The organism is Kibdelosporangium phytohabitans (genome assembly GCF_001302585.1).
GTDB classification, from domain to species: domain Bacteria; phylum Actinomycetota; class Actinomycetes; order Mycobacteriales; family Pseudonocardiaceae; genus Kibdelosporangium; species Kibdelosporangium phytohabitans.
Genome location: NZ_CP012752.1, coordinates 6,127,801 through 6,147,013 on the forward strand (window position 1 = coordinate 6,127,801; position 19,213 = coordinate 6,147,013).

17 protein-coding genes are annotated in these 19,213 nt (G+C 67.7%); 5 read left to right on the forward strand and 12 right to left on the reverse strand.

Annotated features, from left to right (window positions below; translation table 11 throughout):
- Positions 1–54: 54 nt before the first annotated feature.
- From AOZ06_RS27765 to AOZ06_RS27795, 7 genes are all read right to left on the reverse strand, one after another.
- On the reverse strand, positions 55–450 hold the full coding sequence (locus tag AOZ06_RS27765; RefSeq protein ID WP_083471974.1) for a DUF3224 domain-containing protein: 396 nt from the start codon (positions 448–450) through the stop codon (positions 55–57).
- 338 nt (positions 451–788) lie between these two features.
- Positions 789–1,424 carry a TetR/AcrR family transcriptional regulator gene (locus tag AOZ06_RS27770; protein WP_054292088.1) on the reverse strand — a complete coding sequence of 212 codons (636 nt, stop codon included), beginning with the start codon at positions 1,422–1,424 and terminating at the stop codon, positions 789–791.
- Positions 1,425–1,680: 256 nt separating this feature from the next.
- Positions 1,681–3,279, reverse strand: coding sequence for a polyprenol phosphomannose-dependent alpha 1,6 mannosyltransferase MptB (gene mptB / locus AOZ06_RS27775; protein WP_054292089.1), 1,599 nt, complete (start codon positions 3,277–3,279; stop codon positions 1,681–1,683).
- Positions 3,280–3,371: 92 nt separating this feature from the next.
- Entirely contained in the window at positions 3,372–4,988 is a 1,617-nt protein-coding gene (locus AOZ06_RS27780; protein ID WP_054292090.1) for a dipeptide ABC transporter ATP-binding protein, read from the reverse strand.
- On the reverse strand, positions 4,985–5,869 hold the full coding sequence (locus AOZ06_RS27785) for an ABC transporter permease (RefSeq protein WP_054292091.1): 885 nt from the start codon (positions 5,867–5,869) through the stop codon (positions 4,985–4,987). Before AOZ06_RS27785 ends, AOZ06_RS27780 begins: the two co-directional genes overlap by 4 nt.
- The gene (locus AOZ06_RS27790) at positions 5,866–6,891 is read right to left on the reverse strand and encodes an ABC transporter permease (RefSeq protein ID WP_054292092.1); all 1,026 of its coding nucleotides are present in this window, start codon (positions 6,889–6,891) and stop codon (positions 5,866–5,868) included. The genes AOZ06_RS27785 and AOZ06_RS27790 overlap by 4 nt, the downstream gene beginning before the upstream one ends.
- Before the next feature lie 10 nt (positions 6,892–6,901).
- On the reverse strand, positions 6,902–8,707 hold the full coding sequence (locus AOZ06_RS27795; protein WP_236951758.1) for an ABC transporter substrate-binding protein: 1,806 nt from the start codon (positions 8,705–8,707) through the stop codon (positions 6,902–6,904).
- Between the two features lie 115 nt (positions 8,708–8,822).
- Between AOZ06_RS27795 and AOZ06_RS27800 the strand changes: the two genes are divergently transcribed.
- Complete coding sequence (locus AOZ06_RS27800; RefSeq protein WP_157233283.1) at positions 8,823–9,650, forward strand: M55 family metallopeptidase; 828 nt, start codon at positions 8,823–8,825, stop codon at positions 9,648–9,650.
- Positions 9,643–10,947 carry a M20/M25/M40 family metallo-hydrolase gene (locus AOZ06_RS27805; protein WP_054292094.1) on the forward strand — a complete coding sequence of 435 codons (1,305 nt, stop codon included), beginning with the start codon at positions 9,643–9,645 and terminating at the stop codon, positions 10,945–10,947. Before AOZ06_RS27800 ends, AOZ06_RS27805 begins: the two co-directional genes overlap by 8 nt.
- A 102-nt stretch (positions 10,948–11,049) precedes the next feature.
- Here the strand turns inward: AOZ06_RS27805 and AOZ06_RS54610 are convergent, their stop codons facing one another.
- A complete protein-coding gene (locus AOZ06_RS54610) occupies positions 11,050–11,415 on the reverse strand; it encodes a DUF4333 domain-containing protein (RefSeq protein WP_169798987.1) in 366 nt (121 codons plus the stop codon).
- 106 nt (positions 11,416–11,521) lie between these two features.
- Between AOZ06_RS54610 and AOZ06_RS27815 the strand changes: the two genes are divergently transcribed.
- A complete protein-coding gene (locus tag AOZ06_RS27815; protein WP_054296971.1) occupies positions 11,522–12,406 on the forward strand; it encodes a helix-turn-helix domain-containing protein in 885 nt (294 codons plus the stop codon).
- Between the two features lie 213 nt (positions 12,407–12,619).
- On the opposite strand, the gene rox is transcribed toward AOZ06_RS27815, so the two are convergent.
- On the reverse strand, positions 12,620–14,047 hold the full coding sequence (rox, locus tag AOZ06_RS27820; protein WP_265736664.1) for a rifampin monooxygenase: 1,428 nt from the start codon (positions 14,045–14,047) through the stop codon (positions 12,620–12,622).
- Positions 14,048–14,552: 505 nt separating this feature from the next.
- On the opposite strand from rox, the gene AOZ06_RS27825 reads away from it, so the two are divergent.
- Complete coding sequence (locus AOZ06_RS27825; RefSeq protein ID WP_054292097.1) at positions 14,553–14,768, forward strand: antitoxin; 216 nt, start codon at positions 14,553–14,555, stop codon at positions 14,766–14,768.
- Positions 14,769–14,864: 96 nt separating this feature from the next.
- Entirely contained in the window at positions 14,865–15,434 is a 570-nt protein-coding gene (locus AOZ06_RS27830; protein ID WP_054292098.1) for a GNAT family N-acetyltransferase, read from the forward strand.
- On the opposite strand, the gene AOZ06_RS27835 is transcribed toward AOZ06_RS27830, so the two are convergent.
- The 3 genes from AOZ06_RS27835 to AOZ06_RS27845 all read right to left on the reverse strand — a co-directional run bounded on the left by AOZ06_RS27835 (position 15,412) and on the right by AOZ06_RS27845 (position 19,211).
- A complete protein-coding gene (locus AOZ06_RS27835) occupies positions 15,412–17,187 on the reverse strand; it encodes a caspase, EACC1-associated type (protein ID WP_054292099.1) in 1,776 nt (591 codons plus the stop codon). The two genes, AOZ06_RS27830 and AOZ06_RS27835, sit on opposite strands and share 23 nt — an antisense overlap.
- A 70-nt stretch (positions 17,188–17,257) precedes the next feature.
- Positions 17,258–18,376 carry an ABC transporter ATP-binding protein gene (locus AOZ06_RS27840; RefSeq protein WP_054292100.1) on the reverse strand — a complete coding sequence of 373 codons (1,119 nt, stop codon included), beginning with the start codon at positions 18,374–18,376 and terminating at the stop codon, positions 17,258–17,260.
- Positions 18,377–18,383: 7 nt separating this feature from the next.
- A complete protein-coding gene (locus tag AOZ06_RS27845) occupies positions 18,384–19,211 on the reverse strand; it encodes a carbohydrate ABC transporter permease (protein ID WP_083471976.1) in 828 nt (275 codons plus the stop codon).
- Positions 19,212–19,213: the final 2 nt, after the last annotated feature.

Genomic DNA, 19,213 nt, shown 5'->3' on the forward strand with positions numbered 1-19,213 from the left:
GTGCCCGCGGCGGCCCAGGCCGGCATCGTCGGGGCCGCGTCGCGAAGTCCGTGTTCAGCCCAGGTGGTAGTCGAGGGTGATCTCGCCGTGCTCGACCCGGCACGTGCCCACCAGGGTGGCCAGCTCCCCCGTGCCGGTGTTCGGCACGACGAAGCCGTACTGCTCGGTGCCGCCGGGCCCGCCGCACGCGCCGTGCTGCAGCACGAACGTGCCGGTCTTGCCGTCCAGCGACCCGATGACACGTTCCTGGGCCATGTACCCGGCGCCGTCGGTGGGGTTCTCGCCGGTCTGGCAGGCCAGCATCCGCACGTGCCCGGTGCCCTGCAACGCGCCGGTGTAGGCCTTGGTGATGGTGGCCTCGCCCAGCGGCGGCCCGTCGGTGGGCTCGTCGTAGGTGGACTGCTGCCAGCCGGTGATCTCGAACGTCGCCGTGATGTGCATGCCGGTCATCCTCCCCGCGATACCTGACACCTGCTGTCAGGTGCATAGCGGACACCCCGGCGGGCCGGCAAGCAGTAGCGCGAGTGTTCTACTGCGGGTGCGGTGACCGCGGATGGATGTGTGACGTCGTGCGTGTCCCTTCAGGCGTTGTTCGGCGGCGGCAACCAGATCGGCACCGACAGCTCCACCGGCCGCACACTGTGAGGGTCAACAGGTTCGCGTTCTACCACCACGTCGTCCCTCTTTCCCGCGGTGGCCGCTCCCCCTTGGCGTGTGGACACGGCCCTTCCCGTTCACCCGCTCGTCACTCAGCGTAACGGACCGGTGGTGAGGCGGTGGGTGCCCGTCTACTGCCCGCGTGACTCCGGCACTGCTCCCAGCCGTGGCACGGACGCGGTGGCGGCGGTGAACGTGCCGACCAGTTCACGGGCGCATTCGTCGAGGTCCAGGCCGGGGTTGGCGACGTACTGGCGGGCTACCTCGTCGAGGGCGGCCCGGATCGTCCAGGCCATCAGGCGGGGGGAGAACTGGCGGAACTCGCCGTCGCGCTGGCCTTGGCGCAGGCGTTCTTCCAGCGGTGTGGTGTCGGCGTCCAGGTCGGTCTGGGTGCGGTGGTAGATCAGGATTTCCGACACGGCCGCGACGTGGTGCGGGTGGGTGCGCATGAAGTCCAGGTGGGACTGGAGGTAGGCGCGCAGCATCCCCGCGGAGGTGGTTTCCGCCTGCACCTTCGGCCACATCACCGCCGCGGCTGCCTGGTTGACGTCCGCCAGCACCTGCTGGATCAGCTCGTCCTTGCCGGTGAAGTGGTAGGAGATCACGCTTTTGGAGATGCCCGCCCGCTCGGCGATCTGGTTGAGCGACGCCTGCGCGTAGCCGACGGTGGCGATGGTCTCGATGGCGCACTCGACGATCTGCGCGCGCCGGGCCACCTCGATGAACGACGGACCGTCCCGGCCGATCGTGCGGGTCTTCGACTGCATCGCCGCAACCTAACACCCATGATCAACCACCCTGTGTGCGGGCCCGGTCACAGCGCGGCACTGACCGGGCGGCCGGATTCCCGTCCGGTGGGCCGACCGCTGTGACCTCGGTACCCCGCCCTCGCTGCGGTCTCACCGTGGCGGTGCGGGTACCACGGGCAAGATCATCCGAACGTGTCCGTCACGCCGGTGCGTGAACACGTGAGGCCCGGTCGACACGACCGGGCCTCACACGTTCACACGACAAGGGGGGGTGTCAGTCGGCGACGGGGTCTTTCGGGTCGCCGGACGCCGCCGGTTTCGGCGACGGCGCGGGGCCGACGTCCACCAGCGCGGGCCGTTTGTGGCCGAACATGTTCATCGGGTCGATCGTGGTCAGCGCCTTCGCCGCCAGCACCGACACCAGGATCGCGGCGGCCATGAACGGGTAGTTGTACAGCTGGTCCTCACCGGCCGGCGAGTAGGTCAGCACGAGGAACACCGCGAAGCCGACCACCATCGGCAACCGCCTCGGGTTCCACGGCAACGCCGCGGCGATCACGAAACCCCACGTCAGGTACCACGGCAGCGTCGCAGGCGACAGCAGCGCCACCGCCAGCAGCACGATCGCCATACGGCGGATCGCGTCCGCGCCGCCGTCCCGCGCCGCCCACCACTGCCTGACGAAGACGTACACCAGCAGCAACGCGCCGATACCGCGCGTGACCAGGATGAACGGGTCCTTCGACACGTTGAACACCAACGCGATCAGCCAGTGCAGGAACTCGCCCACCGCGGTCGGCGGCGACATCCAGTTCACGATCATCGCCGGTGCCCGCAACGCCGGGAACCACCCCAGGTTCACGCCCGCCGCCAGCGTCACCGCCGTGAACGTCACCGCGAAGATCCCGATCGACAACGCCGCCGCGCGCACGAAGTTGCGCCAGAACGTCGACGACAGGTGCTTGGCCCACACCCACACCAGGAACGGCAACGCGGGCGCCGCCGAGGCCTTCACCGCCATCGCCAGCGTCGCCAGCACGATCCCCAGCACGTGCTTGCGGTTGAGCACACACAACGTGCCCGCCGCGAGCAGACCCACCATCAGGATGTCGTTGTGCGGCCCACCGAACAGGTGCACCACCATCATCGGGCTGGCCACCGCCAGCCACAACGCCACCGGCAGCTTCCCACCGAGGTGCTTGACCAGCCCCGGCAGCGCCCAGATCAACAGGCCCAGGCCGATCGCCAGCGCCAGCCGCATCATGATCACACCGAAGATCGCGTCACTGCCGGTGATCGACACGACACCCTTGGCGAGCAGGATGAACATCGGCCCGTACGGCGCCGGCGTGGTCTGCCAGAACGAGTGCACGTTCTGCGAGATGTCCGGCATGTTCTCCAGCTGCGCCGGACCCACCAGATACGGGTCGAACCCGTGCAGCGGCAACGTGCCCTGACCGAGGTAGGAGAACACGTCGCGGGTGAACACCGGCGGCGAGAACAGCAACGGCGCCATCCAGCACAACGCCGCGATCAGCACCGCGCGGGCATCCACACGCCCGGCCAGCACATGCCGGCCCAGACGCACCCAGGCCCACACCACGAGCGCGAACCCGATGTACAGGACCGCCGTGGCCAGCATCTTGCCGTGCCCGTAGCGGATCCACGACAACGGGCCGTTGCCCAGGATCGGGTCGCGAACAAGGATCCCGGCCGCGCCGACGGCCGTGAGCAGGATCAAGATTGTGCCGAGCGTGCCGAGCGCGATCGTGCGCACCGGCATCCCCGTCGCGGGCTTGCCGGATTCGGTCTTAGCGGTGTCAGCACCCAAGGTGTTTTCCAGGTTCGGCGCCGGATCAGTGGTGGTGGCCATGGCGTCTAGCAGGTTACACACCGTGCCCCGACGTGCGGTGAGGGCCACCCGTGGTTCAGATCACTGCCCGACAGGTGTGGTAATGCAGTCGATCATGTCACCGGCGCGACTTCCGGCAACGCCGCCAGCAACGACTTGGTGTACGCGTGCCGCGGCGCCAGCAGCACCTGCTCCACCGCACCGACCTCCACCAGCTCACCCCGGTACATCACCGCCACCCGGTCGGCGATGTTCCACGCCAGCCCCAGATCGTGCGTGATCACCAACGCCGCCAGCCCCAGCTCAGCCCGCAACCGCAGCAGCAACGCCAGGATCTCGCCCCGCACCGACGCGTCCAGCGACGCCACCGGCTCGTCGGCCACCAGCAACCGCGGCCGCAACGCCAACGCCCCCGCGATCACCACCCGCTGCCGCTGCCCACCCGACAGGTGATGCGGCAACTCCGCCATGAACCGCTCCGCCGGACGCAACTCCGCCGCCTCCAACGCCGCCGCCACCAGCTCCCGCTCATCACCCGGCATCCGGTGGATACGCAACCCCTCCGCGATCGCCTCGTACACCGTGTGCCGCGGATTCAACGCGCTCGTCGGATCCTGCAACACCAACTGCGCCTCACGCCGATACTCCCGCAACCCACGCGAACTGGCCGGCACCGGCTTCCCGTCATACACCACCCGCCCGCCACTGGGCTGCTGCAACCCCAGCACCGTGCGCGCCAGCGTCGTCTTGCCCGACCCCGACTGCCCCACCAGCGCCACGATCTCCCCGCGCCCCACCTCCAGCGACACGTCCTTCACCGCCCGCAACCACCCACCACCACGCTGCCGGAAATCCACCCGCAACGACTCCGCCCGCAACAACGGCTCCCCCGCCGACGGCGTCACCCGCGCAGGCAAACCCGCCGGGTTCGTCGTCGCCGGCGCATACCGCGACACCGGATCACCCACCGTCGGGAACGCCGCCGCCAACGCCTTCGTGTGCGCGTGCTGCGGGTCATGCACCACCGTCGGCGCCGCCCCCAACTCCACCACCTTCCCCTGGTACATCACCGCCAACCGCTCACACACCGACCCCAGCACCGACAAGTCATGGCTGATCATCACCAGCCCGATCCCCTGCTCGGCCACCAGCCGCGTCAACAACTCCAGCACCTGCGCCTGCACGATCACGTCCAACGCCGTCGTCGGCTCGTCCGCGATCACCAACCGCGGCCCGCACGCCAACGCCATCGCGATCATCACCCGCTGCTTCTGCCCACCCGACAGCTCATGCGGATACGCCCGCGCCTTGCCCGCAGGCAACTCCACCTGCTCCAGCAACTGCGCCACCCGCGCCTCGACCTGCTCATCCGGCAACGACCCGTGCAACCGGATCGGCTCCGCGACCTGCTGACCGATCCGCCGCACCGGGTTCAACGCGTGCATCGCACCCTGGAACACGATCGACGCCGACGCCCACCGCACCGCACGCAACCGGCCCCAGCTCATCGCCCGCGTGTCCTCCCCATCCAGCAGGATCTCCCCGCTGACCCGCGCGTCCCTGGGCAACAGGCGCAGCACCGACATCGCCAGCGACGACTTGCCACACCCCGACTCACCCGCCAGCCCCAGCGTCTGACCCGGCAGCAGCGTCAAATCGACCCCGCGCACCGCCTCATGCCCACCCGCGTAGGTCACCCGCAGATCACGCAACTCCAGAACAGGTGTCACCGGCGCTCCCGCAGCTTCGGATTCAACACAGACTCCAACGCGCGTCCCACCAACGTGAACGCCAACACCAGCAACACGATCGCGATCCCCGGCGGCAGCAGATACCACCACGCCCCATACGTGATCGCCCCGCTGCTGCCCGCCGACCGCAACAACCCACCCCACGTGACCTCATTCGTGTCACCCAGGCCCAGGAACCGCAACGTCGACTCCGCCACGATCGCCGTCCCCACCGCCAACGTCGTGTTCACGAACACCAACGGCAACACCGACGGCAACACGTGCTTGAAAATCACGTGACCATGCCCGCCGCCCAACGCCCGCGACCGCTCGATGTACGGCCGCGCCTCCACCGCCAGCGTCTGCGCCCGCACCAGACGCGCACTCGTCGGCCACGACACCACCCCGATCGCCAGGATGATCGTGCCCGACCCGCCGTCCAGCACCGCCGACAACGCGATCGCCAGCACCAGCGACGGCATGATCAGGAAAAAATCCGTGAACCGCAGCAACACCGCCGACAACCAGCCACCGAAATGCCCGGCCAGGACCCCCACCGCGGTCCCGATCACCACCGACAACAACGCCGCCGCCAACCCCACCACCAGCGACAACCGCGTCCCCCACAACGTCAGCGTCAGCACCGACAACCCGTTCTCGTCCGTGCCCAGCCAGTACTCACCACTCGGCGGCTGCAACCGCTGCCCCACCGCCCTGGTCACATCCAGGCTCGCGTCACTGATGAACACCGGCCCCAACACCCCGACCAGCACGAACACCACCAACACGACCAGGCCGACCAGCCCACCCCGGTTGGCCGCGAACTCCCGCCACGCCCTGCCCGCCGCGTCCCGCCGACGAGCCCACGCCGGTGACGTCATGACGCACGCACCCTCGGATCCAGAACCCGCAACAACAGGTCCGCGAACAGATTCATCACCACGACCGCGATCACCAGCACAATGAAGATCCCCTGCAACAACGGCAGATCCTTCGCCGCCAACGCCTCAGCGGTCAACTGCCCCAGCCCCGGCCACGAATACACCGCCTCCACCGTGATCGCACCCGATACCACCATGCCCAGATGCAAGAACACCAACGTCGCCGTGGGCAACAACGCGTTCGGCAACGCGTGCCGCTTACGCACCAGCTCATCCCGCAGACCCTTGGCCCGCGCCGTGGTCAGATAATCCGCGTTCATCTCCTCCACCAGCGACGCCCGCATCACCAGCTGATACTGCCCGTACAACGCCAGCACCAACGTCAACACCGGCAACACCATGTGATGCGCCACGTCCACCGCGTGCGGGAAAAACGCCGACGGACTGTCCGGGCTCTGCATCCCCCCAGTCGGGAACACCCCACCGGCGACCATCAGCAACACCACACCCAGCCACCACGGCGGAATCGACCAGAACACCAACGCCACACCGCTGCTGCCCCGATCCAACGGCCCATTGCGGTGCCACCCCGTCTTCGCACCCAGCCACAACCCCAGCGCCGCCGCCAGCACCGCCGCCGTCCCCGACAACAACACCGTCGGACCCAGCCGCTCACCGATGATCTGCCCCGCCGGCGCGTTGAACGCGTACGACTGCCCGAAATCCCCGTGCACCAACCCCACCAGGTAATCCCAGAACTGCACCAGCAACGGCTTGTCGAACCCCAGCCTGCCGCGCAACTCCGCCAACTGCGCACCCGACACCGGACGACCACGCGTCATGATCGACACCGGATCACCCGGCATCACCCGGAACAGGAAGAACCCCAACACCACGACCATGAGCACACTCATGACCGCGCCACCGACCTTCGCGAGCAGATAGCGAACGACCCCACCACCGCGAGACGGCGGCGGGGCCTCCGCGATCGACTCCTCGACAGGCGCGAGGAAATCGGTCACCGCGAACTACCTACTCTCGCTCATCCGCCGCGCCACGCCGACGCGACCGCCCGACCAACAACACGACACCACCGACGACCACCACACCCGCGACCACCACACCAATGATCAACCCGGTGTTACCGCCGTCCCCGCCCGCCGATGCCGACGCCGCCGCATCCGTCGACCTGCCCCGCTCAGCGCTGTAATAGCCCCAGTAACCCTGCTGGTTCATGATCACACCACCGTCGACCGGCTGCGTCTGGAACGGCGCCCACCGATCAGCCCGGTAAGCCTCCAACGGGTTGTCGTACCCCAGCAACACCAACGTCGCCCGATCCGCCAGCACCTGCTGCATCTTCTTCACCAGCTCGACCCGCTTGCCGCGATCAGTCTCCTGCAACTGCTCGGTGTACAACCGGTCGTACTCCGGATCACACAAGAACGAATCCGGCGTCGCACCCTTGCCGTCCGCGTTCGGCCGCGCCCCGCACGTCTGCAACGACAACACGTAATCCGGATCCGGATTCGCACTCCACCCCGAGAACGCCAGATCGAAGTTCGCACCCGTCGTCGCGTCGTTGACCTTCTGATCCGCCACCATCTGCGGCTCGACCGCGATCCCGATGTCCTTTAACCAACTCGTCACGTACTTCGACGCCTGCTCGTCCAAGTTCGTGCCCGCGTGCCCCAGCAACCGCAACCGCAACGGCTTGCCCTGCAAATCCGCACGCACACCATCCGCACCCTTGGCATACCCGGCCTCGTCGAGCATCCTGTTCGCCGCCGCCGGATCGAACTTCTGCTTCTCCGGCCAGTGGAACTCCGAGAAACCCGGCGGGATGTACCCAGCCGCCTCCTGCGCGTACCCACCCCACACCTTGTCCACCAACGCCTTGGAATCGATCGACAACGCGATCGCCTTCCGCAGCCGCACATCCTTCAACGCCGGATTGCCGTCCCCGATCGGCCGGTCGTCCGCCGACGTCGCACCCGGGTTGATCAGGATCTCGTTCAACCGCCGCCCCGCACCCGTGTTCAACCGGACGTTCGGGTCACCCTTCAACGCGTCGTACTGCGCGGGCACCAGACGACTCATCAGATCGATGTCGCCCTTCTTGAGCGCCTGCACCTCCGCGTCCACGTTCTTGTAGTACACGAAGTCGAGACCGTCGATCTTCGGCGCACCACGCCAGTAATCCCTGTTGGCCGTCAACTTGATGAACTGCGCCGCCTTGTAGTCCTGCACCAGGAACGGACCCGACCCCACCAACGGCAACGGCGGCTCCGCCTTGAAATCCGTCACCTTCTCCCACACGTGCTTCGGCACGATCGGCACATCCAGCGCCAGCATCGTCGACCGCGGCTGCTTCGTCCGGATCACCAGCGTCCGGTCATCCGGCGCCGTCACCGAATCCCAGCCCTGCACGAAGTTGCCGTTCGCCGTCGCCGCGTCCTTGTTGCTCATCATCGTCGAGAACGTGAACGCCGCGTCACCCGCCGTCACCGGCCGCCCATCCGACCACTTCACACCCGACCGGATCGTGAACGTCCACGTCAGCTTGTCCGCCGACGTCTCCCACTTCTCCGCCAGCCCCGGAACCGGCTTGTAGTCCTTCGGGTCATACGTCGTCAAGTACTCATACGTCAACCGGGTCAGATCAGTACCCACCCGAGTGATCGTGATGAACGGGTTCAGCGAGTCCAGCTCCTGCGTCACACCCGCCCGCAACACCTTCTCACCTTGCGCCTGCGCGGACCCAGCCACCCACGGGGACGCGACCGCCACCAGCGCGACCACCGCCCCCGCCCCAGCCAAGCGACGTCTGACCAGCACGACGTACCACCTCTCCTCCACAATTCGGAAAGAAGTAACCATCCATCAACCTGAGAAGTCAATGAGTACCGGCAGATCGTGCCAAGACGTGACTTAAGCCTCTACGGTGGCCTACGTGCGGATCATGATATCGGCCGACATGGAAGGCGCCACCGGGGTCACCTACACCCAGGACGTCATCCCCGGCACCGAACAATGGCAGCGGATGCGACACCTGTTCACCTCGGACGTCAACGCCTGCATCGCCGGCCTCCACGACGCCGGCGCCACCAGCGTCCTGGTCAACGAAGCCCACTCATCACAACGCAACCTGCTCCTCGAAGACCTCGACACCCGGGCAACCATGCTCACCGGACGCCACAAACCACTGTCCATGATGCAAGGCATCGACTCCCGGATGGACGCCGTCGTCTTCCTCGGCTACCACACCGGCGCAGGCGCCGACGGCGTCCTCGCCCACACCTACCTCGAGAACTCCATCACCGGCGTCTGGCTCGACGGCACCCACGCCAGCGAAGGCAGACTCAACGCCGCCATGGCACACGAACACGGCGTCCCGGTGATCCTGGTGACCGGCGACGACAAAACGTGCCACGACGCCAAGGACTACGCACCACACGCCCGGCTCGCCGCCGTCAAACAATGCATCAGCCGATACGCGGCCATCTGCCTCCCCCCAGCCACAACCGCCGAACTCATCCGCACCGAAGCCGCCACCGCGATGACCAACGCCGGCCACTACGACGCCACACCCCAACCCCACCGCATCGAAATCGAATTCGACGCCACCCACCTCGCCCACGCCGCCGCCGTCATCCCCACCGTCGACCTCATCGACACCCGCCGCGTCGGCTTCGACGCACCGACCATGACCGACGCCATGAAGGCATTCAAAATCGTCACCGCCATCGCCGCAGGAGCCGTGGAGGGAATCTATGGATGACGTCGCAGAACTCTGCTCACGCCTGATCCGCGTCGACACCACCAACCACGGTGGCGGCCAATCAGCAGGCGAACGCGACGCAGCCGAACTCGTCGCCGACACCCTCGCCGCCGCGGGCATCGGATCCAAACTGCTCGAACGCACCCCCCGCCGCAGCAACGTCGTCGCCCGCATCACCGGCCACGACCCCACCCTGCCCGCCCTCATCGTCCAAGGCCACCTCGACGTCGTCCCCGCCGACCCAGCCCAATGGACCCGCCACCCCTTCTCCGGCGACATCACCGACGACGGCTACGTCTGGGGCCGCGGCGCCACCGACATGAAGGACTTCGTCGCCATGGTCCTCACCGTCGTCGCCACCTGGGCCCACGAACACCGCGCACCACGCCGCGACATCGTCCTCGCCTTCGTCGCCGACGAAGAAGACACCGGCGCACACGGCGCCGAATGGCTCGTCGACGAACACCCCCACCTCTTCGACGGCTGCGGCGCCACCATCAGCGAATCCGGCGGCTACTCCTACCACGTCACCCACGCCGACGGCACACCACGACGCCTCTACCCCATCGGCACCGCCGAACGCGGCACCGCACACCTGCGCCTCACCGCCACCGGCCGCGCCGGACACGGCTCGCGCCGCAACGACGACAACGCCGTCACCAAACTCATCACCGCACTCGACCGCATCGCACACCACCCCTGGCCCATCCGCCTCACCCCCGCCGTCACCGCCTACCTCCAACGCACCGGCGCCGCACTCGGCATCCCCATCGACCTGTCCGATGTGGACACCACCCTCACCCGCCTCGGCAAAGCCGCACCACTCGTCGAGAACACCGTCCGCAACAGCACCCGCCCCACCATCCTCAAAGCCGGCTACAAGGTCAACGTCATCCCCTCGACCGCCACAGCCGAAATCGACACCCGCACCCTCCCCGGCACCGAACAAGAACTCCTCACCACCATCGACACCCTCCTCGGCGAGGACATCACCCGCGAATTCGTCAACCGCAACCCCGCCATCCAAGCCCCCATCGACTCACCCTGGTTCGACGCCATGACCACCGCCATCCGCTCACAAGACCCCGACGCCATCGTCGTGCCCTACTGCATGGGCGGCGGAACCGACGCCAAAGCCTTCGCCCGCCTCGGCATCCCCGGGTACGGATTCGCCCCGCTGTCGCTGCCGGAAGGCTTCGACTACCGCGCCATGGCACACGGCGTCGACGAACGCGTCCCCGTCGAAGGACTCCACTTCGGCACCCGCGTCCTCGACCACTTCCTGAGCAGTGTCTGACCACCCCCGCCCTACGAGGGCGGGCCCGGTCGCCGGAAACCCGCCGTCTCCGCCCCTCCGCGACCGGCAACACCGACACTGCTCGTCGAACCAGGCCAGGCGTCACGGGGACAGCGACAGGGACAACTCGCCCTCCTCGTCGAGAATCTTGACGAACACGGTCTTCGGGTTCGTCCCGCCCACAACCCGGCAGTCGAACTTCTTGCCCACCTCGACCACGATCGAGGTGGGACAAGCCACCCTGCCCGGACGATCCGACCGCAGATTCCCGGCCTCATCGAGCACCTGCCGCTCCAACGCCTCCTGGTCCAACACCCGCAGCGGCCTCGCCGAAGCGATGTCCGTACTCAACACCTTCACCGTCACCGCCACCGCACACGCGGCGACCACCACCGACGAGAACGCCATGACCGTCCGCGCGGTATTGCGCTGCGCACGCTGACCCGTTTGCCCCTGTTCATCCGTCACGCCGGAAGTTTCCACCAGCCGACCGCAGGCGCCCCGACCGGTCCGGCGCGATAATCCAGTTGAGTCTCCAGTCACTGGAAGGTTGAGGCTAAGCGTCGTGACCGAGATGTTCAGCATCGGGCAACTCGCCCGAACCACCGGCCTGCCGGTGCGCACCGTGCGGTTCTGGTCCGACATCGGCCTCGTCCCGCCCGCGGGACGCACCTCCGGCAACTACCGGATGTACGACGCCGAAGCCGCGGCCCGCCTCGACCTCGTGCGCACCCTGCGCGAACTGGGAATCGACCTCGACACCGTCGAACGAGTCCTGCGCGACCAGGTCACCGTCGCCGACGTGGCCAAAGCCCACGTCCGCGCGCTGGACACCGAGATCCGCACACTGCGGCTGCGCCGCGCGGTCCTCAGTTCGGTCGCGACACGAGGCAGTACGACCGAGGAGATGAAACTGATGCACGACCTGGCCAGGCTGTCCGCACAGGAACGGCAGCGCATCATCGACGAATTCGTCGACGAGGCCTTCGCAGGCGTCCAGCCACGGCCAGAAGGCGCACACATCGCCGACGGCATGCGCACGATGCCGGCCGACCTGCCCGACGACCCCACCCCCGAACAGGTCGACGCCTGGATCGAACTCGCCGAACTCGTCGCCGACCCCTCCTTCAAGGAACGCGTCCGCGAAATGGCGGTCGCCGGCTCATCGGACACCCAGCCACCGGCCCAATCCGACCCGCAACTGGTGCTCCAGCACGCCGCGCCCGCCGAAGCGGCAGGCGTCGACCCGGCCTCACCAGAAGGACAGGAGATCCTGCACCGGATCATCCCGGCCGACATGGCCACCGAGCAACGCCGCGCACTCGCCGACACGATCGCGACCTTCAGCGACCGGCGCGTCGAGCGGTACTGGAGCCTGCTCGGCACGATCAACGGCTGGCCCCAGCACCCGCCCGCGGTCCCGGCCTTCGAATGGTTCGCCGACGCGCTGCGCGCCTGACACACACGGCGCAACACCGCCAGCATGACCGTTCTGCGGAGCACGTCCGCCGCGGAACGGCCCGGGGCGAGCGTCTTTCGCGACGCTCGCCCCGTACTGCTCCTCCACCAAACCAGCGCCCTCCTCTACGGCAGAACCTGGCTCGGCCTTCTTTCCAGGCATTGCATGGTTATTTTTGTCACGATGAATTGAACGAGGGCCGTAGTATGGAATCTAGTGGCCGGGTTCGCCGAACCAACGGGACAACTGGTCGTCCAGATCCCGCTGGTCCTCACCGACCCACGCGATATAGCCGTCAGGACGCAGCAGCAGAGCTGGAACATCCACTGCCGCAACGGGATCCGCGATGAGGTCGACCCGATCCGACCATCCCCCGGCCGTCAGACGCCCAGTGCGGTCAAGCACCAGACCACGACCCTGGTGCAGCTGGTCGTAGAGACGGCCCCGCTCCAGGTCGATGTCCCGCAGGCGACGGCCGAGCAGGTCGGGGCCCTCGCCGAAGTCGTAACGAATGCCGACCGCCGTGATCTTCTCGATCAGGTATTGGTTCACCACCTCGAAATCCATCAGCTCCGTGAGCAGCCGCCGCACGGCCTGCGCGCCCGGTTCGTCCGCCAGCAGCGCCGTCTGGGCACGGGTGTTGTCCAGCACGTCCGCGGCGACCGGATGCCGTTCGGCCTGGTAGGTGTCCAGCACCGTGTCCGGCGCCCAGCCACGGACCTGCCCGGCCAGTTTCCAGCCGAGGTTGACCGCGTCCTGAACGCCCAGGTTCAGGCCCTGACCGCCGATCGGCGGGTGGATGTGCGCCGCGTCGCCTGCCAGCAACACCCGTCCGACCCGGTACTGCTCGACCAGCCTGGTGGCATCACCGAAGCGGGACAACCAGCGCGGGGAGTGCACACCGAAATCCGTCCCGGTGATGGCCCGCAACTGCTGTTTGAAATCCTCGATGGTGGGCGGCTCCGCACGGTCATGGCTGACTCCGGCGGCGGGGACCACGACACGGTAGACCGCTCCCCCGAACGGCCCGATGCTGAACGCCCTGCTTGCCCCGCCGATCTCGGCCACCTTCGCGGCGATCTCCTCCTGCGGCACACCCACTTCCAGCTCACCCATCAGCGTGTCGTTGCGCGCCGGCTCGCCGGGGAACGCGACACCCAGCAGCTTGCGCACCGTGCTGCGCGCGCCATCGCAACCGACGAAATACCGCGACCGCAGGCGCTCCCCGTCGGCCAGCACGACGGTCACGCCCTCGTCGTCCTGGTCGAAGCCGACCACCGCACACCCGCGCCGGACCTGCGCACCCAACGCGACCGCATGCTCCTCGAGCACCTGATCGATGACCGGCTGCGGGATGCCCAGCAGGTAGGCGTGCGCGGAATCCAGGCCCTGCGGCGCTGGTTTGTTGATGGCGGCGAAGAAACCAGCGGCCGGGCGCTGTCTGCCGCGGCCGTGGATGCGCTCGAGCAGGCCGCGCATGGCCAGCAGCTCGATGCTGCGGATGTGCAGACCGACGATGCGGACGAACGACGCGGGCTCGGTTTCCTTCTCCAGCACGAGTACCCGCACATCGTGCAGCCGCAGCTCGGCGGCCAGCATCGCACCGGTCGGGCCGCAGCCTGCGATGATCACGTCGAACACGCGGGGATAGGGCTCGGCCGTACCGTTCGTCGACGGCTCGGCGGTGACCTGCGAAGAGTGCATTGGTGTTGCCTTTCGGAAGTGCCTTCTGGCGCTCCCGGCGACACCTACGTCAATCGCCCGGCCGTGACGGGAGGGGGAGCACCCACATCGATACGTTCATGGGTCTCACCTCCTCGGGCGGCGTCACGGACAGCCGGAAGGTACAAGGCCGGACATGATCTCGTCCAACTCTTTTTCCAGGCTGTTGCCCGGTTATTTCGTCACTATGATGCTCACTAGGTTCGTAGTACTGACAGAAGTGCGCGGATCTCCCCTGGATCGCCTGAGCTTTGTCGCTGTCTTTCGTCAGCTGATAATCCACAAGGTCCGTAGTGCTGCTTGTAGTCGCAGCACGATCCGGGGTCACCCAGGGTGGTGAACCACAGCGTGGCCGCCGTGTCAGTGGGAAGCCTCCGAGTGGCAAGCACCACCAAGCACCACTTAGGAGCGAAGGGAACACGCGATGAACGTCGGGGACATGGCGAAGAAGGCCAAGGACTTCGCTGGTGAGCACAAGGACCAGGTCGACAAGGGCGTGGACAAGGCCGGCGATTTCGCCAAGGACAAGTTCGGCGCGTCCGGCGACCAGGTCGACAAGGGAGTCGACAAGGCCAAGGACCTCCTCGGCGGCGACCGCCAGCAGGACGACCGGCAGCAGGACGCCGACCAGCAGCGGTGACCGCGTCGCGGTCGGTGGTGAGCGGGAAATCCGTACCGCCCACCACCGACCGGTGACTAGACTGATTCCTTGATCAACTCGATCAGGGGCTGAGGCGTGGACGTTTTCCTGGAGACCGACCGGCTGCTGCTGCGCCGGTTCACCGAGGCCGATGTGGACAACCTGGTCCAGTTGGACAGCGATCCGGACGTGATGCGCTACCTCACCGGCGAGCCCACGCCCCGCGCCGAGATCGAAGACGAAGTCCTGCCCCGGATCCTGCACGACTACACCCTGGGCCCGGCCGGGCGGTGGGCCGCCGTCGAACGGTCCACAGGAGACTTCGTCGGCTGGCTGTCCCTGCAGCCGCCGGAGGACGGCAGCACGACGAACGTCGAACTCGGCTACCGGCTCACGAAAGCCGTGTGGGGCCGCGGATACGCCACCGAAGGGGCGCTCGAGCTGATCCGCAAGGGCTTCACCGACTTGGGTGTGCAGCGGATCTGGGCGCAGACGATGGCCGTCAACATCCCATCGCGGCGCGTGATGGAGAAAGCGGGCCTGACGTACGTGCGCACCTTCCACGTGCACTTCGACAACCCGCTGCCCGGCACCGAACACGGCGAGGTCGAGTACGAACTCCTCCGGACGGACTGGGTAACGGCTACACCAGCCTCCACACCGTGAGCACCGCTCCCCCGGCGGCGACCGTCTTGCCGTCCGGACTCACCGCGAGGCACCGGATCGTCGCGTTCGCGGCGCCCATGCTCAATGCCCCGACGCTCTTGTGGTCAGCCGTGTCCCACAGGGTGACCGTGCCGTCGCCCGAACCGCTCGCCAGCAGGTCCCCGGGGCCGGCGGCGATGCAGGCGATACCGGAGACATTGCCGGTGAGCGCGGCGGCGCTTTCGCCCGTCCGCACATCCCACAACGTGATGATGCCGTCGTTGCGCAGGTTCGCGAATGTCTTCCCGTCCGAGCAGTACGCCAAGGAGTGCGGCAGCGAGTTCGTGTGGGCCAGCGTGACCAGGGACGCACCGGTTGCCGTGTCCCACAACTGAAGTCGCCCGTCCTCGACCGTGTTGCCCCGGTTGCCGTTGCCGCTGGCCGTGGCCAGCACGGCACCGGAGGGATCGAACACCAACGCCCCGACCCAGTTGCCGGAACCGGTGTTCAGCGTCATGCCCGCCGGCCGGTCGGCCAGGTCCCACATCCTGAAGTTCGCCGAGTCGTACGTGGACGCGAGCACCTCGCCGGACGGGTGGAAAGCCACGTCCGCCGTGGCCGTGTTCCACTCGACCGGATTGAGGCGGGGCAGCGTGTTCTCCACACCGGTGGCGATGTCCCACAAGCTGATCGTCCCGTCGCCGTTGGCGACAGCCAGGCTCGTCCCGTCCGGGCTGAACGCGACGTCCACGGCCGCCGCGAACCTGGGGTTGAAGGCGACGACCTGCTCGAGCGACTTGGCACCGGCCCACGGGTTCACGACGGTGTGCCTGAACGTCGTGAACCCGTCATCCACCCACAACCGGACAGTCCCGTCACCTTCGGCGCTGGCCAGAGTCAGACCGTCCGGGCTGAACGCGACGGCGTACACGTCACCGCTTCCCACCAGCGGCACAGCGCGTCGGCCGCGCCGCTGCGGACCAGGACGCACCGGCGGCCGTGGCGCAACCGGCATGGCTGTGGCGGCGTTGCGGGCGAGGGGGAACTGCCCGGCGGTGTCGGTACCGCGCTGATTGGGCGTGGGCAAGCCTTTGCTCTGGAGACGGCTGCGCAGCACGGGGTAGATGTCGCCGAGGGTCAGCGGCGACGGCTTGTCGGGCAGGCCGGTACGGATGAGGTCGCGCAGTTCGCCGGTGAACGACGTGCATGCGCTGTCCTGCTGTTCGATCGGCAGGACGTGCGCGGTGCGGTTGCGGGTGGTGGCCGTCAGCGTGTAGACGCCCTGGACGTGCGTGATGTCGGCCAGCCCGGTGCCCTCCTCGCCCGCCAGCGCTTCGATGGCCTGACCGGCGAAGCAGCAGTCCAGGATGACGATCCGCACCCGGGCCGGGCTGGCGCGCAGCAGTTCGGCGACGGTCTCCCACGGCAGACCGGTGATCTTCGGGCGATCCGAACGAGTCGAGGTCACCGTCAGGCACAGGTCCCCGCGAGGCGCGAGCGTGCCGTGGCCGGCGTAGTACAGCAGCAGGACCCCGGTGGTGGCCTCCGCCAGGTCGGTGAGCTGCCCGGCCAGGTGATTCGCGGACAGCGGGTTCACGATCGGCTCGATCCAGTCCGCGGGCCACCCGCACAGCGCGGGGTCGGTCAGCAGTTCCCGCATCTGCTCGACGCTGTTGCGCGCCGCCGGGATCGCGGGGAACTCCGGGTACTCGTAGGCCGACACACCGATCAGCACGGCGCGGGAGTCGTCGGGCGGTCCCGGCGGGGTGCTCATCCACCCGAAGATACCGGTCGCCCGTGTGCGGGCCCGGGAACGTTCCCGGGCCCGCACACGTGAACGTCGGCTACGCGCCCGGCAGGCGCTCGCCGGTGTCCTTGTCGAACAGGTGCACCGCGCCGGGCCGCGGCCGGACGCCGAGCTGCTGTCCCCTGCGCCACTCCGACATGCCCGGTGTGCGGACCACGACCGGGTGCGGGGCCTCCCTGTGCTCCACGCTCTCCCCCGCCGCGATCACCTCCGCATCGGAGGAGCCGTACAGGTACTGGTCCGACCCCAGTTCCTCGACGGCCTCGATGGTCATCGACAGCTGGTCGGCGCAGTCGACGATGTCCCAGCCCTCCGGCCGGATCCCGACGACCACCTCGGTGCCGGTCACCGCGGCCCGCTGCCCCGGCGTCAGCGGGATCGTCGCGCCGCCGAGCGCGACACCGCTGTCGGACACCCGTGCCGGGATCAGGTTCATCGCGGGCGAGCCGATGAACCCGGCCACGAACACGTTGCGGGGCTTGGAGAACAGGCCGACCGGGGTGTCGCACTGCTGCAGCAGCCCGTCGCGCAGCACGGCCACCCGGTCACCCATCGTCATCGCCTCGACCTGGTCGTGCGTGACGTAGATCGTCGTCGTGCCGAGCCTGCGCTGCAGCGACGCGATCTGGGTTCGGGTCTGCACGCGCAGCTTCGCGTCCAAGTTGGACAGTGGCTCGTCCATGCAGAACACCTGCGGCTGGCGCACGATCGCGCGTCCCATCGCCACGCGCTGCCGCTGGCCACCGGAGAGCTTGGCCGGTTTGCGGTCGAGGTACTGCTCGAGGTCGAGCAGCTTGGCCGCCTCGCGGACCCGCTCGTCGCGCTGGTCCTTGGGCATCTTGGCGATCTTGAGGTGGAACGCGATGTTCTCGTGCACCGACATGTGCGGGTAGAGCGCGTAGTTCTGGAACACCATCGCGATGTCCCGCGAACGCGGCTCGACGTCGGTGACGTTCTTGTCGCCGATCCAGATCTCACCCTCGTCGACACCTTCCAGCCCGGCGAGCATCCGCAGGGTGGTGGACTTGCCACAGCCGGACGGGCCGACCAGCACGAGGAACTCGCCGTCGGCGACCTCCAGGTCCAGCCCGTCGACCGAGGGCTTGTCGTTGCCGGCGTAGTACCGGGTCGCGCCCCGGAACGAGACCGTAGCCATGTTCTCCCTACTTTCCGGCGCCGAGCGTGAGGCCGGTGATGATCCGACGAGCGAGCAGGATGTACAGCACGAGCATCGGCAGCACGATGATGGCCACGCCGGCCAGCAGTCCGCCGTACTCCGACTGGTAGGACGCGGCGTTGTAGAACGTGAACAACGCGCGTGCCAGCGTGAAGTTCGCGTTCTCCTGCAGGAACACGATCGCCAGCAGGGTCTCGTTCCACAGCCCGATGGCGTTGAGGATCAGCGCCGTGATCAGCCCGCCGCGGGCCAGCGGCAGCATGATCGACCAGAACGTGCGGGTGGCCGACGCGCCGTCGATCGACGCGGCCTCCTCCAGCTCGTCGGGCAGCGACCGGAAGAACCCGGTCAGCAGGAACACCGTGAACGGCAGCGACAACGCCACGTACAGCAGTGCCAGCCCGAACAGGTTGTTGGTCAGGTGCAGTTTGGACATCGCGATGAACGCCGGGATGACGACCGTCTGGAACGGCACGCCCATCCCGATCGCGATGAACCCGGTCAGCGGCCCCGACCCGCGCACACCCAGGCGGGACAGCGCGTACGCCGCGGGCGCGGAGACCAGCACGATCACGACCGAGCAGACCGCCACCAGCAGCACGGTGTTGAAGAACGCCGTGCCGAACTCGGCGGTGTCCCACGCGTAGATGAAGTTGCGGAACGGTGTGCCGCGCTCGAACAGCGTGCTGGGCAGCGCCAATGGCTCACGGAAGATCTCCAGCGGCGTCTTGAACGCCGCCGTGATCAACCAGTACAGCACCAGCAGGTTGAACAGGGTGAACGCCCACACCACGACGAGCCCGATCACCCGCATCG

Bases quoted from the DNA above. Each gene is read 5' to 3' on its own strand.
- AOZ06_RS27845 (WP_083471976.1), bottom strand. From the start codon at position 19,211: ATGCGGGTGATCGGGCTCGTCGTGGTGTGGGCGTTCACCCTGTTCAAC.
- AOZ06_RS27770 (WP_054292088.1), bottom strand. From the start codon at position 1,424: ATGCAGTCGAAGACCCGCACGATCGGCCGGGACGGTCCGTCGTTCATC.
- mptB (WP_054292089.1), bottom strand. From the start codon at position 3,279: ATGGCCACCACCACTGATCCGGCGCCGAACCTGGAAAACACCTTGGGT.
- AOZ06_RS27840 (WP_054292100.1), bottom strand. From the start codon at position 18,376: ATGGCTACGGTCTCGTTCCGGGGCGCGACCCGGTACTACGCCGGCAAC.
- AOZ06_RS27785 (WP_054292091.1), bottom strand. From the start codon at position 5,869: ATGACGTCACCGGCGTGGGCTCGTCGGCGGGACGCGGCGGGCAGGGCG.
- AOZ06_RS27805 (WP_054292094.1), top strand. From the start codon at position 9,643: ATGGATGACGTCGCAGAACTCTGCTCACGCCTGATCCGCGTCGACACC.
- AOZ06_RS27835 (WP_054292099.1), bottom strand. From the start codon at position 17,187: ATGAGCACCCCGCCGGGACCGCCCGACGACTCCCGCGCCGTGCTGATC.
- AOZ06_RS27825 (WP_054292097.1), top strand. From the start codon at position 14,553: ATGAACGTCGGGGACATGGCGAAGAAGGCCAAGGACTTCGCTGGTGAG.
- AOZ06_RS27765 (WP_083471974.1), bottom strand. From the start codon at position 450: ATGACCGGCATGCACATCACGGCGACGTTCGAGATCACCGGCTGGCAG.
- AOZ06_RS27815 (WP_054296971.1), top strand. From the start codon at position 11,522: ATGTTCAGCATCGGGCAACTCGCCCGAACCACCGGCCTGCCGGTGCGC.